This window comes from Bermanella marisrubri (assembly GCF_012295615.1).
Taxonomy (GTDB): Bacteria; Pseudomonadota; Gammaproteobacteria; order Pseudomonadales; family Oceanobacteraceae; genus Bermanella; species Bermanella marisrubri.
On the sequence record NZ_CP051183.1, the window covers coordinates 3,321,339 to 3,346,393 of the forward strand.

Consider the following 25,055-nt stretch of genomic DNA (forward strand, 5'->3'; position numbering starts at 1 on the left):
AGCGGGTTTTTTAATGCTTGCATCATGGCCCTTCTAAAGTGAAGGGCTATCAATAAAAAAGCATTTAGCGCTTCTCTGTACGCAAGCCCATTAGCAAGCTTACACACATGAGCAGCAGTACAAAGGTGAACGGTAAGCCCGTTGAAATTGCACCGGCTTGCAAGGCTTGAATGGCTTCGGTACCACCAATCCATAGCAAGGCTGCTGCAATTGCACCTTCGATAGATGCCCAGAATACACGCTGAGGTACAGGCGCATCAATCTTACCACCGGCAGTGATGCTATCAATTACCAATGAACCTGAGTCCGAAGAGGTAATGAAGAATACCAATACCAAGACAATCGCTACCACTGATAGCAGAGTGCTCATTGGTAGACCTTCAAACATCTGGAACATGGCTAGCTCAACCGACGTTAAACCATCAGTACCCAAAGCACCAATACCATTCAATACTTGATCGATAGCGATACCACCATAGATAGACATCCACAGTACCGTCACCAATGTTGGTACAAGTAGAACCGCTGTTATGAACTCACGGATGGTACGACCTTTCGATACACGCGCGATGAACATGCCTACAAATGGCGACCATGAAATCCACCATGCCCAATAGAATACAGTCCAACCCTGGAACCAAGCCTCATCTTCACGACCATGAGGATTACTAAGCGGGATAATATTTTCAATGTACGCACCAAGGGTTGTTGGAATATTACCAAGCGCAATGGCAAAGCCAGCAATGGCAACAAACAGCAGTAAAGCAAATGCGATCAGCATATTGACGTTACTCAATAGCTTAACACCGCCTTCTAAACCACGAACAACAGATACGATAGCGAGCAGGGTTACACCTACTATCACTAGAATCTGTAAGCCAACTGCGCCTTCGGTGCCAAACACATGGTTAATACCCGCAGAAGCTTGCTGTGCACCCAGACCTAGAGACGTGGCTAGACCAAATAGCGTGGCCAATACCGCAAGGATATCGATCACGTGACCAGGCCAGCCCCAAGTGCGATCACCTAGAATCGGATAGAACACAGAACGGATAGAAAGAGGTAAGCCTTTGTTATAAGCAAAGAATGCTAAAGATAGTGCAACCACACCATAAATCGCCCACGGGTGTAGACCCCAATGATACATGGTTGCACCCATAGCTAATCGGGCAGCTTCCGGGGTATTGGGTTCGACGCCGAGCGGCGTCTCGTACCAGCCAGTGAAATAGGCAACGGGTTCGGCAACGCCCCAAAACATCAAGCCAATACCCATACCCGCTGCGAACAGCATGGCTAACCAAGATAATCTAGAATGCTCTGGCACAGCATTGTCGCCACCTAAACGAATCTTACCCAAAGGGGACAAAGCCAAAGCGAGGCAGAAAATAACAAAAATATTGCCAGACCACATGAACAGAGCGTCAAAGCTCGCGATGATGTCCCATTTCAAACCATCCAAAGCGCCTTTAGCGGTGGCGGGTTCCACGGCTAAAACCGCTATCAAGAAAATAAGAATGAGACCTGCACTGATACCAAAAACAGGGTTATGAACATCAAAACCCCATTTTTGTACGTTGTCTTGCCCGACCGTATAGTCGGTATTGTCGATATGATACTTATCGTCGGTATTTGCCATTAAGGTTCCCTCAGATGAATGTACCTAATTACTGTAAAGATTTAATAGGCAGCTCTCAACCGATGTAACAAATTAATCGGGAAATTGCCCAGTGAATATTCACTAAAGTTATATCAGTTTAGATCATCGTTTAGGAATTGAACGATTATTCTTCGTTACCCTAATAATTAATTAATTAAACGGCTGACGGTGTAAAATATCGGTGAAATGCTGCCTGTACTTCTTCCTGTGTTGGCATATCGTCACTTTTTACGAAAATAATTAAGCTCTGACCATGCACGTGGTCATCACATTTTGGATGAACAAATACTTGGCCATCTTTGTTCACAAACGCCATGGGCGTTCCAATATTACCTTGAATCATTGCACTGACTACATCAGACCAACGTTCGCCCTCTAACCAAATAGGGTAGCGTTCTGGGTGATCATCGCGACGCGTAAACATATCTTCGATAACCATCTCACTGCCTGGAGCATCCATGGCGCGAACTAAAATTTCGGGATATGAGCGAATGGGCCGCAATATGCTTTTTATGCCCAACTCTCTTAAACGCGGACGGTTAGCGTCTTCCACACATTCAACAATACACAAATGCCCCAAATTTTGATGAGCCAGACGATAAGCGGTATCAAAACTGATACTGTCGCTATCGCCATGATATTCGTCTCGACTCAAAACCAATATATGTCTTGCTTTTGCTACATTGGCTTTTGACAAATCAGATTCTTGAGAGGGGCTCCCCGTAATATGGCGGACGTGTAAATCCTTTAATACTGAAGGTAGTCCCATATGATATTCATGATTCAGCAACAGAATACCTGTATCTTTGTATTCATCGTCTTCGCGAATTTGTAAAACCAAACGCTCAAAAAAACGATCTGCATTATATTTAGGTGCATTAATGATGACGATATGGTTTTCCATATTCCAATTCCAAAGTCCGCTACGAATTCGTTCACTACGTGCTATGCGATAATCTACATAATCACGCACCAATAAAGTTACGATAGTGATCGCCGAGACATAAACTAGAATCATAGTCGCGGCTTGACCATATGGCGTTTGCGCGCTTAAGTCGCCATAACCCACTGTCGTTAGTGTGGTAAAGGTCAACCACACCGCTTGCCAAGGCGTCATGTTCTCCAATATGATCATGGCCACAACATGCGAAGTTAATAGCAAGGCCAACACAGCGATTGTACGCTTGATTTTTTTCAGCAGAATCACATCTGCTTTGTCGGCACGCACAATGGCATGACTTATGGGGTTAAACCGAAAGATGGGTTTTCTCATAGATCAACTAAGATAGGTGTAATGCTTTAACTATGTCATAAATATGGGTTAAAGCTCAATTATTATCCATGGATTTCTTCAAGGATCCGCTATTATGTGGTCACAAATGCTGCCTTCCGACTTTCTTGAGCAAAGGCAAACGCAATTAAAAGCACTTACCGACGAACACAATATTCCACAAGATGTCATCAATAAAGACGACATAACTAAAACTCTCTACATCAGTGACTTTGTTTTCGACGCTTGCCAACGTTTTCCTAGTGACGCAATCAATGCATTTAATACCGAATTTCTACACGATGATTTAAATTACAGCGAACTCCATTCCTCCCTTGCATACTTACTGAAAAATTGCGCCAGCGAGGATGAATTGCATAAAGCCTTGCGTCAGTTTCGTCGCCAGCATCAAATTAGACTTATTCATCGTGACCTGAACCGGCTTACAAAGTTATCAACCCTACTCAGTGAAATTACCATGCTTGCTGACGTTAGCATCCGTTGCTCACTGGAATGGCTACAAGATAAATTAATCAAACGCTATGGCCAGCCGACTGGCAAAGATAGTGGCGAAGCACAAAGCCTTATCGTTATTGCCATGGGGAAACAGGGGGCTGGCGAGTTAAACCTATCCAGTGATATCGACTTAATCTTTGCTTATAGTGAATCTGGCGACACTCAAACAAGTAGTGATTCACAGCGCAGTATTAGCAACCAAGAATTTTTTACAAAACTCGGTCAGTCATTGATTCAATCCTTAGACAAGATCACCATGGATGGTTTTGTGTATCGCGTCGACATGCGTTTGCGCCCTTATGGTCAGTCAGGCCCTTTGGCCATGAACTTCAATAGTTTAGAAAACTATTATCATGACCAAGGTCGCGAATGGGAACGCTATGCAATGATTAAAGCGCGAGCCATTACCGGTAGCCCTGAGCACATTGACAGTCTAATGGAAATTTTGCGCCCATTTAGCTATCGAAAATATGTGGACTTTGGTGCATTTGAATCCTTGCGTGATATGAAGAACCTCATTAAGCAAGAAACGATTCGACGTAAGCTAGATACGAACGTGAAGCTCGGTAGTGGTGGTATTCGCGAAGTTGAATTTATTGCGCAAGCGTTCCAGTTGATCCGTGGTGGTCAAGAAATTGATTTACAACAGCCTAATATTTTTAAAGTTTACAGTTACTTAAAAGATAACGGTTACCTACCAATGGATGCGGTGGATGAATTACTCAATGCGTATGTTTTTTTACGCAATGTCGAGCATGGCATTCAAGCCCTTAAAGATGAGCAAAGCCAAACGCTACCGGATAATCAAATAGATCAACAACGATTGGCTATTTATTTAGGCTTAGATTCTTGGCAATCCGTATTAGATCAACTGCAAGAACACCGCGCACAAGTAAGCAAGCATTTTGCGAATATTGTCGCCGAAGAAGAAGAGCAAGAAAGTGATCCAGAAACGGAGCGTTGGCAAAGTATCTGGTTGAATGATAGCGAGGAGCAGCACGATGCGAATAGTGAAAAGGTTCAAACTCTTTTACAGCGTTTAAGAGATCAAAGTGAACACAAAATGCAGGCTATTGGCATTCAACGTTTGAATAAAACGATGCCGCTTTTGTTGCATGAAATTTGGAAGCTAGATCACCCCATAACAACCTTAGAGCGAATTATCCCTCTAATTGAAGCTATTCTTCGGCGCACAGCGTATCTTGTATTACTCACGGAAAACCCTAATGCCTTGAAGCAATTGGTTCGATTGTGTGAGGCAAGTCCTTTCATCGCCCATAGTATTAGCGAAAGTCCGATACTGCTAGATGAACTTTTGCATCCAAGCCACCTTTATAGTCCCAGCGATAAAGCCGACTTACAAGCGGATATCCGCCAGCGATTATTACGCATTGATGAGCTGGACTTAGAAGAACAAATGGATGCATTGAGACATTTTAATAAAGCCCACAAACTGCAAATTGCCGCGAGCGACATTACGGGCGTATTACCCTTAATGAAAGTCAGTGACCATTTAACTTGGATAGCAGAAACCGTTTTGGAAACGGCGTTAAGTTTAGCGTGGGCTCAAATGGTGGAGAAATATGGCTATCCAACCAATGCAAGCGGAGAAGCCGTACACTCTCCTGAATTCGTCGTTTTAGGCTACGGCAAAATGGGCGGCATTGAATTAAGCTATGGCAGTGACTTAGATCTGGTATTTCTGCATAACGCAACGCTTAATAAATACACGACTGGCAAACGAGAGTTAGAAAATGGCGTATTTTATACACGCTTAGGCCAGCGACTTATTCACATCCTAAATACAACTACCCGCGCAGGGCAACTATACGAAGTGGATATGCGTCTGCGGCCCAGCGGCGCAAGCGGTATGATCGTCGCCTCACTATCCGCGTTCACCAAGTACCAACACGAAGAAGCTTGGACTTGGGAGCACCAAGCCCTCGTTCGCGCAAGGGTTATCTGTGGGGATAACACTTTAGCTCAGAAATTTGGTCAAATTCGAGGGGAAATCCTGACAAAATCCCGAAATCCACAGCAACTCCTGCAAGAAGTGCGAGAAATGCGGAAAAAAATGCGCGATAATCTCGGGTCCCAAAGCATAGGCAAAAACCAAGTTCACCTGAAACAAGATGCAGGTGGCATCGTTGATATCGAGTTTATCGTACAGTATCTCGTGCTCGCTCATTGTGCTCAGCACCCAGACCTACTGACATGGACTGACAACATACGATTATTGGAAACCTTAGCAGCCGACCACATAATGACTGCTGAGCAAAGCGATGACATGATTCAAGCTTACATTGCCTACCGCTCATTGGCCCATCGTCGCGCCTTGCAGAACCAAAAGTTACTGCTGGAGCCCAATGAGCTTAGCCAAGCTGGGTTACCCACCCACATTGACACGGTCAAAACGCTTTGGACACAAATCATGGACTCAGCGCAATAGATGCATCAACGAATTATTCGTCGTCATGGGATTACTAATGGCGACGCACGAGTTTAGGAATAGGTAATGGCCGCATTTGGAACCGTTTTCATGCCTAAAATGGCATTGGCAACATACGAAAACCAGGCTTGGGCAAACGCCAGCATTGTCCCATCCGACAAATTAGAATTGCACCCCGGTGCCCACGTCTTGCATTACTCAAGTACCTGCTTTGAAGGCCTAAAAGCCTTTAAGCACGAGGACGGCAGCGTCAACGTTTTCCGTATGGATGCTAATATCGAGCGCATGGCACAAAGTACTGATCTGTTATTTTTGCCATCTATCGACAAGCAGCAGCTGGGTGACATGATCAAAGAGATCGTCGCTCTTTACGCAGATGAAGTGCCTGCACCTCCGGGCTCTATGTATATTCGCCCAACCCACATCGGTACCGAACCCAGCATTGGTAAAGCGGCCGTTTCGTCTGAAACTTCACTACTTTACGTTTTGCTATCCCCTGTAGGCGATTACTTTGCCGGTGGTGTTAAACCGTTACGCCTATTGCTTGAAGAAAACGGCATGCGTTGCGCGCCGCACATGGGTATGATCAAAAGCGGTGGCAACTATGCAAGCGCACTGGGGCCCATTGCTCGCGCTAAGAATGAATGCCAAGCGGATCAAGTTTTGTTCTGTCCTAACGGCGATGTTCAAGAAACAGGGGCTGCCAATTTTATCCTAATTGATGGTAATGAAATCATCACCAAAGGCTTAGATAGCTCATTCTTACATGGCATTACTCGTGACTCGATTCTAACTATTGCCCGCGATCTAGGCATGACGGTCACTGAACGCGACTTCACTGTCAATGAACTAATTGAACGAGCGCAAAAGCCAGGTACGGAAGCCGCTTTAAGTGGTACCGCTGCAGTACTGACCCCTGTCGGTACGCTGATTCACAATGGTGAAGAAATTACCGTCGGTTCTGGTGAGCCCGGAGCAACCACTTTGAAGCTTCGTCAAGCTTTGAATGATATTCAATGGGGCAAAGCCGAAGACAAATTTGGTTGGTTGCACAAAATCTAACACCATCCGATCTCAGTGCGTTCAAAGTAAAAGGCCGCGGTTATAAGCGGCTTTTTAGTTTTTACAAATCAGATTCTCCTCAACAAGACCAATATTGCAGATTCTTTACGATAAGTATTTACGCCAATACTGAGAATAGTTATCATTAGCGAAACTCAATCATTCTTCACTCGATAGTGGGTTTGGGCTATTTGAATCAACCTAAACAACTCAAACCTTCACGCAAATACTCAACGTAACAGGATATTCCCATGATAAAGAGCCCTTGGATCGTTAATCTTGTCGCCGCAATTACTCTCCTACTAACAAATCAACTTGCCATGGCAAACGGAGAAATTGGCGAGCATGTAAACCACTTATCCGACAATGTTGAAAAGTATGAAGAAGAGGTTGTTTGGGTAATCAAAAAAGTCGGCGGCATTGTTGAACGCTACGAAGCTGAAGGTGCAAAAGCCGCCAATTCCGGCGCAGTTGTCGATTATTGGGAGGCTGTACAGTTTCACGCAGCCATTGAAAGCAATTACATCCAACTTTATGCCGAAATCTGGCAGGGACTATATGGTGTTAAAGAAGCTGTTGATCAGCAAAAACCCGTGGCAGATGTACGCAATGAATATCGTCAATTAAAACACACCCTTTGGCAATCACTGGGTGCTGTTAAATTAGCTGCTGTATATCAAGATAAAGGATTGCTAGAGGTCGTACAATTGCGCGAAGGCGCGCCTTCTAATTCTGTAGAAACTCTAGAAGCGGTAAAAAATCGTTTACATAAAGCCGTCGCTAAATTTGCAGAAAAAGCCTATGACGAATCATCCACTATTGTGCATGAGGCATATTTAAATCTATTTGAAGGTGTAGAGGGTGAACTTATTACTCTAAATGCTGATTTGGTTGAAGACCTAGAAAAAGATTTTAACGTAGTCTTGCCGAAAACCATTAAAAGTAAAGTTAGCACAGACGAACTCCGCGGTGCTGTTAAAACCATGGAAGCTAAATTAGATAAAGCCATTGAGTTGGTTAAAAATAACGCCAAGCAGAAGGACGTATTCTAAATATGCAACTCAGAGCATTTCTTCAGATTTTGATGGTTGCCCTCCTATGCTCACCTGTGCCGGTCATGGCCCAACAGATGACTTCTGTTAATGCGACTTCAGTTGAAAGTCTACCGCCATTGAAAGGCGAGTTAACCTTGTACCTTGGGCGTGGAGAAGGCGGTCTATATGAAGATGTGCTCAATGCAATACAAGAACGTAACCCTGAATTTACGCTTAATATCCGCCGAGGCCCAACTGCCGCTTTAGCAAACGCCATTATGGCAGAATCCAAAGCGGGTATTCGTCGAGCGGATTTATTTTGGGCTGTGGATTCGGGCGCCATTGGTATGGTCGTGGATGCAGGTTTAGCCACTACGGTGCCCAATGATGTGCGTCAACAATTGCTACCGCAATTTCGATTTTCCCATTGGACACCCATCAGTGGTCGTGTAAGAACTCTACCTTTTAATAGTGAAACCCGGAACGCAAACGATATTCCTGATAATATTTTTGCGCTACCTAATTCAGGGTTACGCATCGCTTGGGCACCTGCCTATGCATCGTTTCAATCCTTTGTTACGGCCATGCGTCTACACTCCGGTGAGGAAAAAACCCTCAATTGGTTAAAACAAATGAAACAACATGCCACTCGTTATGCGGGAGAATTGGGTGTGGTCATGGCGGTAGAACGCGGTGAGGTAGACGTAGGCTTAGCTAATCATTATTACACGTTACGTCTAAAAAAAGGCAAGCCTAATGCCAATGTGGATTTAGCCTTCACACAGAATGATGCCGGCAGCTTGATAAACGCTTCTGGCATCGTTGCACTGAATGACAATAAAACAGCGGTCGATTTTATTCGTTATTTATTAACCAAAGAGGTACAAACCTTTCTTGCCAGCGAAGCCTATGAGCTGCCAATGGTACAAGGCATTGCTTCTCCACAAGGTTTACCGAGTATGGATCAACTGGCGCCACCTAAAGTCGACTTAACAGAATTGTCTGATTTACGACCGACACTAAACCTAATGCGTAAAGCTGGCGTTTTATGAAATCCTGGCCTAAGTCATATCCGCTAGCACTTTTCATAGCGTTATTGGCATTTTCCCCTGTCTTGGTATTAGTCTTACTGGCCAGTTCAGACGTAGCTTTTTTTGATTCACGTAATCTAGATATTTTAAGTAATACACTGCTGCTCATGGTTTTTACTGCTCTGGGTTCCATCCTAGTTGGTATTCCATTGGCGCTGTTAACCACCTATATCAAATTACCTTGGCATCGGTTTTGGCTGGTTTTATTTGCTGCACCCTTAGCTTTACCAAGTTATTTAGGAGCCTTTACTTTTTATGCAGCGTTCGGCCCCGGTGGGGAAGTTGAGCAACTCCTCGGTATTAATACGCCTTCGGTCTATGGGTTGGCAGGTAGTACGTTTATCATGGTGCTGTATACCTATCCTTTTGTCATGCTAACAACACGTGCGTCTCTTGCCAGTCTTGATGCAAGCCAGTTCTACGCTGCAAGAACCTTGGGAATGTCATTAAGTTTGAGTATTTTCAAAGTAATATTACCCAGAATTAAAAACGGGATTGCCGCAGGGGCACTGTTGTCAGCACTGTATGCGCTTTCTGATTTTGGCACACCTGCCATTCTCGGCTTAGATACATTTACGCGGGTCATTTTTGTTGAATACAACGCTTTTGGTTTAAGCCAAGCAGCCATGCTCTCGCTACAACTAATGACCATTGTGGGTTTAGTTTTATTTTTAGAGGCGAAAGTAAAGGGTACTCAGGAGCAACCTGGCAGGCATCTTTATTTTTGGCCTACTCAATCGCAGATAGGCTTAATGCTTTCTGTCGCCCTTCCCGTCTTTTTATGTGCCATTCTGATTCCCCTCTCTGTTTTCTTTTTATGGTTATTCCGTGATGGTGCAGGTAATTTTCAATTTGAATACGCATGGAACTCTGCATTCGCCTCACTACTGGCCGCAATATTCACTGTTCTATTCGCATTGCCTGTAGCCTACGCAGCGATTCAAGGCCGTATTGGCCAGATATTGGAACGCATTACTTACATGGGGTTCGGTATTCCAGGTATTGTTATGGGTACGGCGTTGGTCTATTTAGGTTTGCAATTGCCATTTCTATATCAAACGTTGGCACTATTAATATTGGCATACGTACTTCGATTTTTGCCCTTGGCGGTCGGCACCATCCGCTCAACTACAGAACGTTTAGATAATAGTTTGGTCAATGCTGCCCGAGTTTTAGGCGCTCCTCCTAGTGAAGCATTTCGACGAGTGACGCTGCCTCTAACAACCAAAGGTTTAATAGCCGGTGCTGCCCTAGTCTTTTTAGAAGTCATGCGAGAAATGCCCGCGACCTTATTACTAGGTCCCACCGGTTTCGAAACGCTTGCCACTTACCTATGGCGAGTTTATGAAGCTGGCTATTTTGGTATGGCGGCCATTCCCGGCTTAATTTTGTTCGCAATATCCGCTCTTGGCTTAGCGTTAATGTTTACAGGCGAAGGCGGTAAGAAACTCGGCTTCAATGAGGAACAGCGTCACTAATGCTAAAAGTTAACAAACTTTCCATTCAATATGGTGACAAAAAAGTCGTCTCTGACTTAGATATTGAATTAGGTAAAGACGAAATAATGATGCTTGTTGGTCCAACAGGCTGTGGCAAAACAACAATACTAAAATCTCTAGCCGGCTTGATTCCGATTAGCGACGGTGAAATTGCTCTCCCCAAATGGTGTGCCACCGCTAAGAATCATATCGCTCCGGAAAAACGCAATGTGGGCATGGTATTTCAAGATTTTGCTTTGTTCCCTCACTTAACTGTGGAAGAAAATATCGGTTTCCGCCTCAAAGAGCTAACTCAAGTAAATCGTTGGATAAATATATTGGGGCTAGAAACCATTCGCCGTGCCAAGCCCCATCAGTTATCTGGTGGACAAAAGCAGCGTGTAGCTCTTGCACGAACTCTGGCACATGAACCTGACTTTATATTATTGGATGAACCCTTATCAAACCTAGATGCCGCACTGAAAGACGATTTGCGCTGGGAAATCCGCAATGCGTTAAAAGCAGCCGCTATACCTGCTATTTGGGTAACCCATGATCAGGAAGAGGCGCTTTCTGTGGGCGATCGCGTAGGTATTTTAAAGCACGGAGTACTTGAGCAACTGGATACCCCTGAAATCTGTTACAGTCAGCCGAACAATAAATTTGTCGCTCGATTTCTAGGCGAAGCGAGCTTTGTCACTGGCGAATGCAATCGAGATGTGCAACGTGTCGCCACCAGTATAGGCGATGCCGCTTATTACCCCACCGAAGCTGATCAAAACGAAGTGGATGTTCTATTACGCCCTGATGACTTAACCATTGTACATGACGATATTGGCAACGGTCAGGTGGAATGGATGCGCTATGAGGGCAGTGCCCGTTTATATTCAGTTATCATGGACAATGGTGAAACTATCAAGGTGCGCAGCCACCACGAAAATAAGATCGATATCAACGAGCGTGTCAGCGTGCGAATCTTCACACAACACCCATTACAGATATTTGCCCATAATTAGCACTGTTACTGCCAGCCTCAAGATTTAACTGGTAGACTTATAGCATTTCAAACCATTCCGTTATGTGACTGCTATAAGGATAAGCACTTATGCTCATGGACATACTTGGCATCCTCATCGGATTTGCCTCAATTATGCTGTTGTTTAGTTTATTGGTCACCGCAATTGTCCATGGCATACAAACTTTTTTTAGTTTGCGACTAAAGAATCTTAAAAAAGTATTGGTCACATTTTTAAAGCAAGTAGACTATTTAGAAGAGTCGCAACTCAATGCACTGATTGCTGATATGGATCGACGAGCCCCGGATCAGCTTTTTGCAACAGCCTTCCCCCTCAAACTGAGCATCAACAAGGTTAAGTTAAGCAGCATTGGTCTAGACGAATTCAAACATATCATCAATAACTGTAAAGGTCTTACCCTCGAAGAACGAGAACAACTATGCCTTAAAGTAGAATATTATTTCTCTACTTTAGAAAGTATTATGCGTCAACGCTTCACTCAGTGGATGCATCAACTCAGTATCATTACCGCTTTTGTTTTGTGCTTTTTGTTTCAAGTGAATTGCTTTCAATTATTAAGTGATTTAAACAATGATAGTTACTATCGCAAGCAATTAAATTTGACCGCGCAACAACTCTTGCGACAACCCATACCCAAAGTTGCTGACCAATATCATGGCCATGAGCAACCCGTGATCCCTACGCAACTCATGTCCCTTAACTTTGAAGTTCAACCAGAACACTGGCAAGATTATTATGCAAAATGGAATGCACAGACCTTGCTCAACTGGCTTGGTCTTGTATTTAGTACCATACTCATTTCACTGGGAGCACCATTTTGGTATAACCGATTAAAAGATGTGATGAGTTGGAGAGATCGCCTCACCCCTAAATAATTAAACGGGAGATACCATGAGCAAACCCAAACCATCCGATCCAACTATTTTTAGTAAAATTATTGGTCGTGAAATCCCCGCGGATATCGTTTATGAGGACGATGAATGCTTGGCATTTAAAGACATTAACCCATGCGCCCCAGTCCATATTTTGGTGATCCCTAAAAAACCCATTCCACGATTATGTGATGCCTCTAAAGAAGACATGGTCTTACTGGGCCACTTAAATTTAGTGGCGAATCAGGTGGCTGCAGATGCAGGCGTTGGTGATGCTTTTCGTTTGGTCGTCAACAATGGAGAAGGTGCCTGCCAGAGCGTATTTCACCTTCATTACCATGTCATTGGTGGTCGCACTTTACAGTGGCCGCCTGGTTAAACAATCGGCTTTGCGGCTATCAACATTCCCTACCCTCCTCGTTAGCCGCACTTATTAACTAAATCCAATACCGACACCGACCGTGCTGGAGCACCCAAGTCTGTGACTTCGTCCTAAATTTCCATCTTTTTAATAGAAAATTCATCCGCATTACCCCTTTACTAGTTGTTATTGCGAATCATTTGCATTACTCTTCGCATTATCTATAGGGAGTACTCACATTATCCATTCGCTATCTCACTAAAAAGGACAAAAATTATCATGTTAGAAGTAACCGAAGACCTTCTGGCAGCATCTCACCCCATCAATCACTCTGTACCGTCATCAGACTTAAGCTTTTTATTTAATCAAAAAAATCTTAGCGAATATCGCCATAGTATTGAAAACGGACTGCGGCTGATTGAGGCCACTATTCAAGACAAGCAACAGCCATTCTCAGGGAAAACACCAAGGGAATTAGCTCAAGTTTTTGCCTCTATTAATTTAGATGAAACGTTAAACGGTACCGCAGAAGCATTGCAGGAATTGACGTCCGTTTATCTAGACGATGCCATATATTTTCATCACCCAAAATACGTTGCACATTTAAATTGTCCAATTGTGTACCCAGCAATTTTGGCCGAGTTATTTATTAGCTCAATTAATACATCTGTGGACACTTGGGACCAGAGCGCAGGTGGCACATTAATCGAACAGGCTATGATTGATTGGACCATAGAACGCATTGGCTTTGCGCAATCTGCGGATGGTATTTTCACGAGTGGCGGAACCCAGTCTAATCTCATGGCATTATTGTTGGCGCGCGATCACTATTGCGAAAAACAATTAAATGGTTGGTCGATAAAACATCAGGGATTACCTGCCTGTGCCTCTCGCTTCCGTATTTTTACTTCTAAACTCAGCCACTTCAGCGTACAAAAATCAGCAGCATTATTAGGCTTAGGTTACGACGCTGTCGTTGCAGTCGATCATGACGAACACTATCAAATGGATATGGATTCATTGAAAGAGGCGATCAACGCGTGCAAGCTCGCCGGAGATATTCCTATTGCCATAGTAGCTACCATGGGTACGACAGATTTCGGTAGTATCGATCCAATACATGAAATCCATTATCTCTGCGAAAAGGAAGACCTTTGGCTCCATGCCGACGCCGCATACGGGTGCGGTTTATTAGTTTCGAATAAGCATTCACACAAATTAACCGGTATCTCTCTGGCTCACTCCGTTACTGTGGATTACCATAAATCGTTTTATCAACCAGTCAGCTGTGGCGCTTTCTTCACTCGCCGACCGGAATGCTTAGCCTATGTCTCATACCATGCCGATTATTTAAATCCACGCAGTGCCACGTTGGAAGGCACCCCTAACCTCGTGAATAAAAGCTTGCAAACAACGCGACGTTTTGACGCTCTTAAACTTTGGCTTACCTTGCGCATCATGGGAGCAAAAGCTTTAGGGGCTATGTTTGACGACGTTATAGAGCTTGCGCAACATTGTCATAAATTAATGAAAAGTGATGGCAATATTGATGTGCTGACTCAGCCAGCTATCAGCACACTCGTTTTTCGTTTTCATCCTGCCCATAGCAGTGTCAAACCGCGCAAAACCGATGATGTTTTTCTAAATGACTGTAATGAACACATTCGAAAAGCCCTATTTAAAAAAGGCGAAGCCGTTATTGCAGGCACTAAAGTTGATGGTAAAAGCTATCTAAAATTCACGCTATTGAATCCAGAAACAAGCCTTAGCGATATTGAATCCATCATTGACATGATCAAGCATGAAGGCAATGAATACATCAACCGCATTCAGTCTACATCGCTTTCAACTTCAACTTTAGTACGCCAAACCCAAGAAGCGGAACAAGAAAAATAATCTCCAGGAAATCTACATGACGAACAATATATTTGACTTCATTGCCATAGGTTTAGGCCCATTTAATTTAGGATTGGCCTGTTTAACCAATGATATCGACGACTTAAACGGTCTGTTTCTAGAACAGAAAAACGAGTTTAATTGGCACCCAGACATGATGCTAGAAAGTGCACATCTGCAAACGCCTTTCATGTCAGATTTGGTCACCCTCGCCGACCCAACCCATGAACTAAGCTTCTTGAATTATGCGAAGCAAACAGGGCGACTTTATAGCTTTTACATTCGTGAGAATTTCTTTCTAATGCGCCGCGAGTACAATCAATACTGTCGTTGGGCCATTGATAAACTCAATCATGTTCGTTTCAATCATCGAGTTGAAACTATCGAGTATAACGAGTCGGATTCACTTTACTGTATATCTGTCAGCGAGGTTGATAGCAAACAGAATATAGTTAATAGCAAACAACTTTATACTAAAAAACTGGTATTAGGTACGGGACCATCCCCCTGGTTACCTGAAGCGGCAAAGTCTCTGGAGACTTCCAGTCTTTCGTTACACTCTAGCCAATACTTACAACAGAAATCCAAATTACAGCAGCAGGCGAGTATCACGATAATCGGTAGTGGGCAAAGCGCTGCTGAGATCTACTATGATTTGCTACAAGACATTGATACTTTTGGTTATGAATTAAATTGGGTTACACGCTCGCCTAGATTTTTCCCACTGGAATACAGCAAGTTAACACTAGAAATGACATCACCAGAATATGTAGATTACTTCTACAACTTGCCTTCTGACAAACGTGACGAACTCATTGCTACACAAAAGCATCTTTACAAAGGTATCAATACTGACTTAATCAATGACATCTATGACCTGCTTTATATCAAGCGTCTTAATAGTGATTTCACCACTCGACTGTTGACCAATTCTACCCTAAAAACATGTCGGGCAATGAAAGAGGCGGTAGAACTCGGTTTTACTCAAGATGAACAAGATAAAGATTATACGCTTACCAGCGAAGGTATCGTTTTTGCCACAGGCTATGCCTATCAACCTCCTCAATTTTTGCAATCCATTTCAGAGCATATTCAATGGGATAATAAAGGACGATTTGCAGTCAATCGCAATTACAGTATTGACCATAACGCGGACAGCATCTTTATACAAAATGCTGAACTACATACCCATGGTTTCGTTTCACCTGATTTAGGTATGGCGTGCTATCGAAATAGTTACATTATCAAAGAGCTATTGGGTTACGAATACTACCCCATCGAAAAGCGCATCGCTTTTCAAGACTTTTCAGCCCCCGTCAATGAATCTGTAGAAGATATGGCAGTGTTAACATCATGAAACTCAAACATGCCTTAATTCTATTAACATTAGTATCGGTAGTAGCAGACACCATGTTGCTACCGTTTTACCCACAGTTTTTTAAAGAAGCTTTTAACTATGTTTCTGCTCAGCATGTGGGCTACTACATCGCAGCGTGCTGCATTACCGTTATGTGTGCATTTCCCTTATGGGCACGCTTAGCACGTTACATAAACGAGCTTCACTTGTGGGTTTATACACAAATCATAGCGGGATGCTTGGGGATCGCTTGCTTTTATAGTAGTTCGCTTTTGGAGTTCTGGATTGTGTCACAGGGGATGCTTGTATTCAAAGCCAGTTATTTATTGATCTATCCCTATGTCATGCGATTAGAAGAGAATGACCAACACCTTGGTATTGTGGGTTTATTCGCTGTACTTATGCATTTTGGTGCCATTGGCGGTGCTGTATTGGGTGGATTTACGCTGGAGTTTTTAAACGCCAAAGATCTTTATCTCATCATGGCTGCTAGTGATGGTTTACAGGTATTGGTATGTCTTTATTTGATTATTCGGTATAAGACACCCTTTAAGCAAGTTAAATCAATAGAAAAACAACATGAAGTTCAATCAGGTGATTCTATTTTTGGCTTCACTCCAACCATTTTTTCCGTTGGCGTATTAACTTTATTATTTTATTTCAGTGCGTTTTTAATTCGTCCCTTCTTCACTCAATTTTGGCAAAGTATACAAACAAATCCCTGGCTTGCCAGCGAGTTAATAAGCAGTTTTGTATACGCTATTCCAGCTTGGATTGCGGTAATTGGTCTATGGATAAACCACAAGAACACATCATGTAAAACGCATCCACGCATTATCGCTGAATCGCTTGTAATAGGAATGCTTGGTTTATTTATTCAGGCTCAGCCTGATTCCATCGCGGTAATTCTTGGCCGTATCATTTTCGCATGGGCGCTTTTCCAAGTGAGTGTTCGTTTAGAAATTATATTATTCGAAAATAGTCGACCCGAAAGGTATGGCGAGGACTTTAGTAAAGTTCATTTCATGCAAAACATCGGAATTATTATTTCATCATTCACAGTCGGAAACCTGGTACATGGCTTGGGTATTCAATGGGCTTTCTATCTCGCAATCCTAGGATTCGCACTTACATTAATATTTTTACTGCTCTATTTCAGATCAAATATGAGTAACCCAACATCTTTGCATCAATCCATTGAAAACGGTTAGCCAAACAAATTTAGGATTAGACAATGTTAACGCATTTGAAAAATAGCTATATGCTCACTACTGAACTGGGCGATATTGAACTTAAGCCATTCGATCTTGAAAAAAATATCGACACTTTGTTTGGTTGGACTAGCCAAGCATACGCTAAGTTTTGGGGGCATCTTGATTCATCAATAGAAGTCCTTAAGGCAGACTATGAGCAACTCATTGGCAGTGGGCATACGCAATGCTACCTTGGTTATGTCAACCAAAATGTTCAATTCTTTCTAGAAATATATGATCCGAAGCATGACGATATTGGAAAGCATTACGATGCATGTCTTGGTGATATTGGACTACATATATTAATAGCCCCTGCTGATCGACCTATCCACGGTTTTACCCAGCATATCTTTTCAGTCTGCATGGACTTTCTATTTAGCCATGAAGAAGTGAAGCGTGTGGTTGTAGAGCCCGATGTTAATAATGAGAAAATACATAGGATTAATCAACGGGCTGGCTTTATTCATGAACGTATTGTTGACCTTGGACACAAGCAGGCATTTTTAGGATTTTGCACCAAAACAGATTTTGAACGAGCACGACTCATATCCAATATGCCTCTAAATCACAAGGCGAATGAACTTTCCGCATTCGATGCAGTAGAGAGTCTAGATAAAACCAGTTGGCACACCGTTAACCGCCAACATATCCAGAAAGCAATCAGTGAGCTCGCTCACGAAAGGCTGATTAATCCAAAACGAATTCATGATAAAGGTGATAATCACTATGTCTTAGTCAGTGACTTAGGCGATATAGAATACCGATTTTGCGCGACCGTAATGAATCTCAATCATTGGTTAATTGATCAAAACAGTATTGAAAAATGGATGGATGGCTCTCTACAAGATCTAGATGCGATTCAGTTCGTTGTCGAATTCCAACAAAGCATGGGAATCGCAGAATCCATGCTACCTACCTACCTAGAAGAAATCAGTAGCAGCCTATGTGGACGGGCTTATAAGTTAAAACATAAGGCGATACCTTGCGAGGCACTGCTAGAGGCCGACTTTCAATTAATCGAGACCTCCATGAATGAAGGTCACCCTTCTTTTATTGCCAATAATGGTCGCATTGGATTTGATGCAATTGATTTCAGACGTTATGCACCAGAAGCCGCAAACCCAGTTAAATTAATTTGGATTGCAGCCAATCAGTCCAACGCGGACTTTGCTTCAATTAGTGAACTTGACTATGAAACACTGTTAGAAACAGAATTTGATGCAGCGACACTTCAAAAATTCGATCGACTTTTATCTCAACAAGGAAAAAGTCTAAGCGATACCATACTTATCCCGGTTCATCCTTGGCAATGGTTCAATAAGCTTAGCCATATCTATGCCGCTGACATCGCACGGGGTGACATTATTTGCTTAGGTTATAGTGATGACGCCTATCAAGCGCAGCAGTCGATTCGTACATTTTATAATGTTAGCCATCCGCATAAGCATTATGTAAAAACGGCCTTATCTATTGTCAATATGGGTTTTGTTCGAGGTCTTTCGTCTTATTACATGCGCACCACACCTGCGATTAACGAGTGGCTACATGAAACATTAAGCAAAGATCCTTATATCCAGAAAACCGGCTTCACTATTTTAAGAGAATTGGCTGCCGTAGGTTATCGCAACCCACACTTTGAACAAGCCAATGTTGGGCAAAGTCCGTATAAAAAGATGCTGGCTGGTTTATGGAGAGAAAGCCCATCAGCAATGATCACGCCTCAGCAACAGTTAGCCACTATGGCGTCTTTACTCCATATTGATCACAATGGTGATGCATATTTACTAGCATTAATCAAAGCGTCTGGTCTGAATATCGATGATTGGCTAAGTCAATATTTTAAAGCCTATTTGACGCCAATTTTACATTGTTTTTATGCTCACGAAATTGTCTTCATGCCCCATGGCGAGAACATCATATTAACGCTTGAAAACCATGTACCAGTTCATGCTTTCATGAAGGACATAGGCGAAGAAGTCTGTCTGCTTAATAGCGATAAAAACGTTCCAGATGATGTGGCCCGCATTCATGTAAGCATGCCAGAGAGCATGGAATTACTATCAGTATTCACTGACATATTTGATGGTTTTTTCCGTTATTTAAGCGCGATCTTACTAGAAAAAGCGAATTACTCTGAGCACACATTTTGGCGAAAAGTCAGTGATTGCATTCATGACTATCAATCTAGTCAGCCACAACTATCTCAGCGTTTCGCACAACACGATATATTCCAAAAGACCTTTTCCCATTCATGCTTAAATCGTTTGCAACTGCGCAATAATCAACAAATGGTGGATCTTAGCGACCCTGCTAATAGCCTTGCGTTTGCTGGTACACTTGATAACCCTGTTGCGCCATTCGTAAAAGACCAACGTACTGAATCCAATCAATCAGACATGGTTATGAGCAATTAAATATGAAGGATTTTGATTGCTTACATGATGCAATTATTCCATTTCATGATGTTGAGCATTGCTTTAGCGTAAACAACGCTAATGCATGCCAGCATCAAGTTACTCAGCTTTGCACGCAAGTAAAGAATTATTATCACACTAGTAGTGACCTTTATGGCCAATACCGGTTATGGACACTTTTGTATTGGCAGCCTGTTTATATCGCCCTCAGTGCGGTACATCTTAATCATGGATTAGTTGATGTAACTCATATTCAGCAAGTGCGCCATGACCATCAAGTTTATGGGTATAAAAAACATAGCCTAAGGCTAACGCAAGAGTATGCATACACCAGTCAATTGATTGCTAAGCAGAGTGATAATTTAACGTTTTACTTAAATCAAATGTTTTCATTGCTGAAAGTTCACCATACCTACAAGAAAAAGCTTTGCATGAATCTCGTAGTAGATACGACTGCAATGGGACTATTGGCTTTGTTTAAACGAGGAGGTCATTGCCAGACACAGATTCAAGCCTATCTACGCTTATGGTTAAGTCATCTCGGCTTGAAAGAACAGGCTAATCGAGCAGAGCAAATACTTGTATCAAATTCAAAGACAGGCCTGCAACTGATACGTAACACCTGCTGCTTTTATTATTTAGTGGACAGTCAAGATGTGTGCGCATCTTGCCCTCGGCCGAACAGGCAAAATCCCCCCCGTTTTAATAACACCATCTTCACTACAGACAATGGACGACCTTATGGAACCGCTAGCTAGTACGAAATTTCAGCGCGTCAAAGAAATCGATTTTGGGCGGGGTATTGCCGTCTTTCTAATGATCTTTGTGCATACCCTCTGGATGTATGCAGATGCAGTAACACAATATGAATCCTTATTTGGGCATGTTATACATACCCTGGGTAAAGGGACTTCTGCTTTCCTAGTACTTATGGGAATGTCACTTATTCTCGCTCACTCATCTCTTAAAGATAATCTCGTAAGAGCATTGCTCTTATTAGCTTTAGGTTACTTCATGAACTTTCTTAAGTTCATAGTACCTATTTCGCTATTTGGCACCATGCCAGAGAGTTTTATTGAAGCCTATGGCTGGAACAGCCCGCTTGAAACATGGCAGTACTTTTATTTATTAAGTACAGGAGACATCCTTCAGCTAGCGGGGATCAGTCTTCTAATAATTGCTGTTATAAAAAAGTACTTCGATTATGGGCCTGTGTATTTTTCCTTGGGCTTATTCATCATGCTTACCAGCCAATGGCTTCGAGGCCTATCATCAGATATCAGCGAACTACAATATTTGAATCGTTTGCTATTTAGTGATCACTACCAAGTGTATTTTCCTGTCTTCCCTTGGATGTCTTTCATTCTGTTTGGCATGTTTATGGGTAAGATATATGTTCGTATGAGAAATCAACTAGAGCAGTTTTATCATTACACTTTTATCAGCGCGATCATATTAATAGTTCTGGGATTCATCTTAGCCTACGCCAACTATGAATATCACATTGCCAATTTCTTTCATCACGGACCCGGCGGGACCCTTTATCTTATGGGTATCACGCTACTCTTATATTGGGTTATCTACCGCTTAGTAAGGTTTGTGCAAGATGGGCCTATCATCAAAGGGCTAGAATACCTCAGCAAAAACGTCACTAGTTTATATATTATTCAGTGGACATTGATTTGTTGGGGAATGGGGATTGTGGGTTTTCAAACCCTTAATGCGTGGCAAACACTCGCCATGATGCCTGTCATGCTTTGCCTTACTCTATTGGCACAGGTCGCAATCAACCAATGTAAGTCGACGATAAAGCGCCTGATGAGCAAGCCTATTAATCATCAGCAGAAATCACTTAAGTCATAAGCCTATACAAAGAACTTCTAGGCAAACATGACTGGCTCTCGCTATAATCTGAGACAAGAAGTGCTGATCGCTTCTTGTCTTACTCCCCACAACAGGCTTGGTGAATCATGGTGACCTGCGCCCAACATGACTACATTGAGATTGCTTGTCTATACCAAATCTCCGTATGCCTCGAATTGGAGCACGGTGAATTTGTAAAAGGTATAGCCTTAGATACGGCTTATGATCAACAAAAGCGACATTGCATACTGATCAACACTGACGAAGGCGATCAATGGATTCCTATTGACTCCCTTTGTGCCATGCATGCCATGAGCAAGAACCCTCATTTCAGCGAAATCTACTTCCAATAGAGCGACTTTAAGCTTTTGCATTTTCGCAGTACAATTCTGTCCTTTATGTCATTGGGGAAGAGTCAATGGGTCGCGCTTATCAAAACCGCAAAGAGTCCATGGCCAAAACGGCCGCACAGAAAACCAAGGTTTACAGTAAATACGGCCGCGAAATCTATGTTTGCGCCAAAAAGGGTAGCCCAGATCCTGATGCCAACTTGGCCCTGCGTAGCCTGATAGATCGTGCAAAAAAAGATCAAGTTCCAGCGCATGTTATTGAGAAAGCCATCGATAAAGCTCAAGGCGGTGGTGGTGAAGACTTTGATATTGCGCGCTACGAGGGCTTTGGTCCTGGCGGCATTATGGTGATCGTTGAGTGCTTGACCGACAACCCAAATCGTACATTCGGTGACGTACGCAACTGCTTCAACAAAACCAAATGTAAAATCGGTGCTCAAGGCAGTGCTAGTCACATGTTTGACCATTGTGCGATTTTTGCCTTCAAGGGCGATGATGAAGAAGCTGTTTTAGAAGCTCTCATGATGGAAGACGTTGATGTCACAGATATTGAGTTAGAAGACGGTATGATTACCGTCTTCGCACCTCAAACGGAATTCAATAATGCCCGTACTGCACTACAAAATATCTTTCCGGATATAGAATTCGAAGTGGAAGAGATTCAATTTGTTCCGCAAACCACTCAGCCCATCCCTGAAGACGATATGCCTATGTATGAAAAATTCATGGATATGCTAGAAGACTTGGATGACGTTCAGAAAGTTTTCCACAACGGTGAGCTTCCGGAGTCTTAACTCAATAAAAGCGCAGACCCGTCTGCGCTTTTTTATTACTGAACTCGCATTATTTTGATTGCCATGGATTATTGGGTGTTATGAAAAGGCTGGAATTACTCATCCCTCCCGTACCTTTAACCTTGATATTTGCCCTCACCATGTGGTTAATCCATTCTTATTTATCATGGGCATCGGTGCTGTCCTTACCCGTCAGTATTAGTGCTTTATTTTTTGCTATTGGGCTATTTTTTATCATTCCTGCAGTCATTAGTTTTATTGAGAACAAAACAACTGTAGACCCTCGGGTTCCAGAAAAAAGCAAAACCCTCGTCGTGTCCGGTTTATACCGCTTTACTCGCAATCCTATGTATTTAGGTATGCTGTGTTGCTTGTTGAGTATGGCAAGCTACCAAGGAAATGTAATTAGCTATGGGCTTTGCGTGGTATTTGTTTTCTATATGAATCGCTTTCAAATAAGTCAAGAAGAAGCTGCACTTAGCCAACAATTTGGTAAAGACTACGAAGCATATTGTCATCGTGTAAGACGCTGGATTTAATATGATCGAATTGTCAAAGCAGCAAAAAGCAGAGTCAGTAGAAAAACTAAAAGCCTATTTCCGAGATGAAATGGACTATGACATTGGACAGTTTGAAGCCGAATTCCTATTAGACTTTTTTGCCAAAGACTTAGGCACCTATTATTACAATCAAGGCTTACAAGATGCAGCAGCACTGATTGATAATAAACTTGAGGATATTCAACACAGTCTAATGGAACTAGAAAAACCCACCGTTTAATTGTAAACGCACTATATTCAACTACGAGTATATCCATGTCCGCTCACTATCATCAGGCCTACTTTTCACTAGATTCACATACTAGATTGCTTATTCCCGATTTAAACATTTGCGATGGTGAAAGCTGGGCATTTATCGGTAGCAATGGTAGTGGCAAATCGGTTTTCGCAAAAACGCTAAATCAAACACTAGAAAATGATGAAGGACATTTTTCAAGTGATCATCTAGGTACGGCAACCGTAAGCCTGGAAGAGCAGCAATTTTTAATTGATCGAGAAGCTGAGCGAGATGAGAGTGATATTACAAATGAAGTATTTCATGGTACGCCTGTAATTGAGTTATTGCGTGAAATAAGTAATGACTCTCAGAAAATTAAACATCTGGTCAATGTATTTTCACTTGCGCCTTTACTAAACACAGGGTTTCGTAAACTCAGTACAGGAGAAAGTCGAAAGGTTATTTTACTGCGTGCATTGCTATCAAATTCCAAAACGCTAATTTTTGACGAACCTTATGAAGGCTTGGATAGAGAAAGCCAAGTAGCACTGTCTAACATTTTACACGATTTGCATCAGCAGGGGCGAACCCTCATTTTAATTGTAAACCGTTTGGACGAAGTACCTATATGGTGCTCAAACTTGGGGGTGTTGCACAATCTGACCCTGATCGCTCAGGGACATAAAAGCGCCGTGCTCAATGACCAAAGGGTAAAGGCGTTTTTCAAATTCAACGCGGAATCTCTTGTTCTACCGGACCGAGATCCATGCAGCGCTGTTCTGAATCTGGACCAGCAACAACCTTTAGTAAAATTGCATGATGGGCGTGTTGCGTATAGCGACAAGCTCATTTTCGAACATCTCAGCTGGCGTATAGAACAAGGAGAGCATTGGACTATACAGGGGCCCAACGGATGCGGCAAAAGTACACTATTAAACCTGATTACTGGCGACCACCCTCAGTGCTATGTCAATGACCTACAGATCTTTGGCATCAAGCGCGGTAGCGGAGAAAGTATTTGGGATATAAAACAGCACATAGGCATCATCAGCGCTGCTCTGCAGTGGCAATACAAGGCTACAACCAATGTGTTAAGTGCTGTTGTTAGCGGTCTGTTTGATAGCATCGGACTATACAGCCAAGTCGATGATCATCAGAAGAATATTGCACTAAGCTGGCTTAAACAGGTCAAACTCGCGCACAAGGCCAATGAACCATTGCATCAGCTAAGCTATGGTGAACAGCGATTAGTGCTTATCTGTCGAGCTATGATTAAGCAGCCGGCGCTACTAATATTAGATGAACCCTGCCAAGGTCTAGATGAGATTAATCGGCAGCTCGTACTTGGATTTATTGAATTATTAGCACAGCAAAAAAATACAACTCTGCTCTATGTGACCCATCATGAGAAAGACATCCTCAACTGCTTTCAAAACCGCTTAATATGTACGGATATCACTCCTAATCACGGCAGTCAGTGGCGCATTCTGCGTAGGGAAAATTCCTCAAAATAAGCTAGGATAT

The 25,055-nt window shown here is 42.7% G+C and carries 21 protein-coding genes; 19 read left to right on the forward strand and 2 right to left on the reverse strand.

What is annotated here, in order from left to right:
• Window positions 1-64: 64 nt before the first annotated feature.
• Both HF888_RS15460 and HF888_RS15465 read right to left on the reverse strand, forming a co-directional pair.
• A complete protein-coding gene (locus tag HF888_RS15460; RefSeq protein ID WP_007018268.1) occupies window positions 65-1,636 on the reverse strand; it encodes a BCCT family transporter in 1,572 nt (523 codons plus the stop codon).
• 175 nt (window positions 1,637-1,811) lie between these two features.
• Window positions 1,812-2,930 carry a potassium channel family protein gene (locus tag HF888_RS15465; protein ID WP_007018269.1) on the reverse strand — a complete coding sequence of 373 codons (1,119 nt, stop codon included), beginning with the start codon at window positions 2,928-2,930 and terminating at the stop codon, window positions 1,812-1,814.
• Between the two features lie 94 nt (window positions 2,931-3,024).
• Between HF888_RS15465 and glnE the strand changes: the two genes are divergently transcribed.
• The 19 genes from glnE to modF all read left to right on the forward strand — a co-directional run bounded on the left by glnE (window position 3,025) and on the right by modF (window position 25,045).
• Window positions 3,025-5,892 (forward strand): bifunctional [glutamate--ammonia ligase]-adenylyl-L-tyrosine phosphorylase/[glutamate--ammonia-ligase] adenylyltransferase, encoded by a 2,868-nt coding sequence (glnE, locus tag HF888_RS15470; protein WP_007018270.1) that lies wholly within the window; start codon window positions 3,025-3,027, stop codon window positions 5,890-5,892.
• Between the two features lie 66 nt (window positions 5,893-5,958).
• Window positions 5,959-6,954 carry a branched-chain amino acid aminotransferase gene (locus HF888_RS15475; protein WP_007018271.1) on the forward strand — a complete coding sequence of 332 codons (996 nt, stop codon included), beginning with the start codon at window positions 5,959-5,961 and terminating at the stop codon, window positions 6,952-6,954.
• A 251-nt stretch (window positions 6,955-7,205) separates the two neighbouring features.
• Window positions 7,206-8,006 (forward strand): hypothetical protein, encoded by an 801-nt coding sequence (locus HF888_RS15480; protein ID WP_007018272.1) that lies wholly within the window; start codon window positions 7,206-7,208, stop codon window positions 8,004-8,006.
• 65 nt (window positions 8,007-8,071) lie between these two features.
• Window positions 8,072-9,040, forward strand: a complete 969-nt coding sequence (locus HF888_RS15485) for a substrate-binding domain-containing protein (RefSeq protein ID WP_207798130.1) — start codon at window positions 8,072-8,074, stop codon at window positions 9,038-9,040.
• The gene (locus tag HF888_RS15490) at window positions 9,037-10,557 is read left to right on the forward strand and encodes an ABC transporter permease (RefSeq protein ID WP_007018274.1); all 1,521 of its coding nucleotides are present in this window, start codon (window positions 9,037-9,039) and stop codon (window positions 10,555-10,557) included. Before HF888_RS15485 ends, HF888_RS15490 begins: the two co-directional genes overlap by 4 nt.
• On the forward strand, window positions 10,557-11,573 hold the full coding sequence (locus HF888_RS15495; protein ID WP_007018275.1) for an ABC transporter ATP-binding protein: 1,017 nt from the start codon (window positions 10,557-10,559) through the stop codon (window positions 11,571-11,573). Before HF888_RS15490 ends, HF888_RS15495 begins: the two co-directional genes overlap by 1 nt.
• Window positions 11,574-11,662: 89 nt before the next feature.
• Window positions 11,663-12,469 (forward strand): hypothetical protein, encoded by an 807-nt coding sequence (locus tag HF888_RS15500; protein WP_007018276.1) that lies wholly within the window; start codon window positions 11,663-11,665, stop codon window positions 12,467-12,469.
• Window positions 12,470-12,485: 16 nt separating this feature from the next.
• A complete protein-coding gene (locus tag HF888_RS15505) occupies window positions 12,486-12,845 on the forward strand; it encodes a histidine triad nucleotide-binding protein (protein ID WP_007018277.1) in 360 nt (119 codons plus the stop codon).
• 261 nt (window positions 12,846-13,106) lie between these two features.
• Complete coding sequence (locus tag HF888_RS15510; RefSeq protein WP_007018278.1) at window positions 13,107-14,723, forward strand: pyridoxal phosphate-dependent decarboxylase family protein; 1,617 nt, start codon at window positions 13,107-13,109, stop codon at window positions 14,721-14,723.
• Window positions 14,724-14,739: 16 nt separating this feature from the next.
• Window positions 14,740-16,080: a lysine N(6)-hydroxylase/L-ornithine N(5)-oxygenase family protein gene (locus HF888_RS15515; RefSeq protein ID WP_007018279.1), complete on the forward strand. Its 1,341-nt coding sequence runs from the start codon at window positions 14,740-14,742 to the stop codon at window positions 16,078-16,080.
• Window positions 16,077-17,291, forward strand: coding sequence for an MFS transporter (locus HF888_RS15520; RefSeq protein WP_007018280.1), 1,215 nt, complete (start codon window positions 16,077-16,079; stop codon window positions 17,289-17,291). Before HF888_RS15515 ends, HF888_RS15520 begins: the two co-directional genes overlap by 4 nt.
• Window positions 17,292-17,314: 23 nt before the next feature.
• Window positions 17,315-19,747, forward strand: coding sequence for a GNAT family N-acetyltransferase (locus HF888_RS15525; protein ID WP_007018281.1), 2,433 nt, complete (start codon window positions 17,315-17,317; stop codon window positions 19,745-19,747).
• 2 nt (window positions 19,748-19,749) lie between these two features.
• On the forward strand, window positions 19,750-20,505 hold the full coding sequence (locus HF888_RS15530; RefSeq protein ID WP_007018282.1) for a (2Fe-2S)-binding protein: 756 nt from the start codon (window positions 19,750-19,752) through the stop codon (window positions 20,503-20,505).
• Window positions 20,489-21,610, forward strand: a complete 1,122-nt coding sequence (locus tag HF888_RS15535; RefSeq protein ID WP_007018283.1) for a heparan-alpha-glucosaminide N-acetyltransferase domain-containing protein — start codon at window positions 20,489-20,491, stop codon at window positions 21,608-21,610. The genes HF888_RS15530 and HF888_RS15535 overlap by 17 nt, the downstream gene beginning before the upstream one ends.
• A 107-nt stretch (window positions 21,611-21,717) precedes the next feature.
• Window positions 21,718-21,963 carry a Rho-binding antiterminator gene (locus HF888_RS15540; protein ID WP_007018284.1) on the forward strand — a complete coding sequence of 82 codons (246 nt, stop codon included), beginning with the start codon at window positions 21,718-21,720 and terminating at the stop codon, window positions 21,961-21,963.
• A gap of 65 nt (window positions 21,964-22,028) precedes the next feature.
• A complete protein-coding gene (locus HF888_RS15545; protein ID WP_007018285.1) occupies window positions 22,029-22,754 on the forward strand; it encodes a YebC/PmpR family DNA-binding transcriptional regulator in 726 nt (241 codons plus the stop codon).
• Window positions 22,755-22,834: 80 nt separating this feature from the next.
• Window positions 22,835-23,293, forward strand: a complete 459-nt coding sequence (locus HF888_RS15550; protein WP_007018286.1) for a methyltransferase family protein — start codon at window positions 22,835-22,837, stop codon at window positions 23,291-23,293.
• 1 nt (window position 23,294) lies between these two features.
• A complete protein-coding gene (locus HF888_RS15555) occupies window positions 23,295-23,534 on the forward strand; it encodes a DUF2164 domain-containing protein (RefSeq protein WP_007018287.1) in 240 nt (79 codons plus the stop codon).
• A 35-nt stretch (window positions 23,535-23,569) separates the two neighbouring features.
• Window positions 23,570-25,045 carry a molybdate ABC transporter ATP-binding protein ModF gene (gene modF, locus HF888_RS15560; protein ID WP_007018288.1) on the forward strand — a complete coding sequence of 492 codons (1,476 nt, stop codon included), beginning with the start codon at window positions 23,570-23,572 and terminating at the stop codon, window positions 25,043-25,045.
• The last annotated feature ends 10 nt before the right edge of the window (window positions 25,046-25,055 follow it).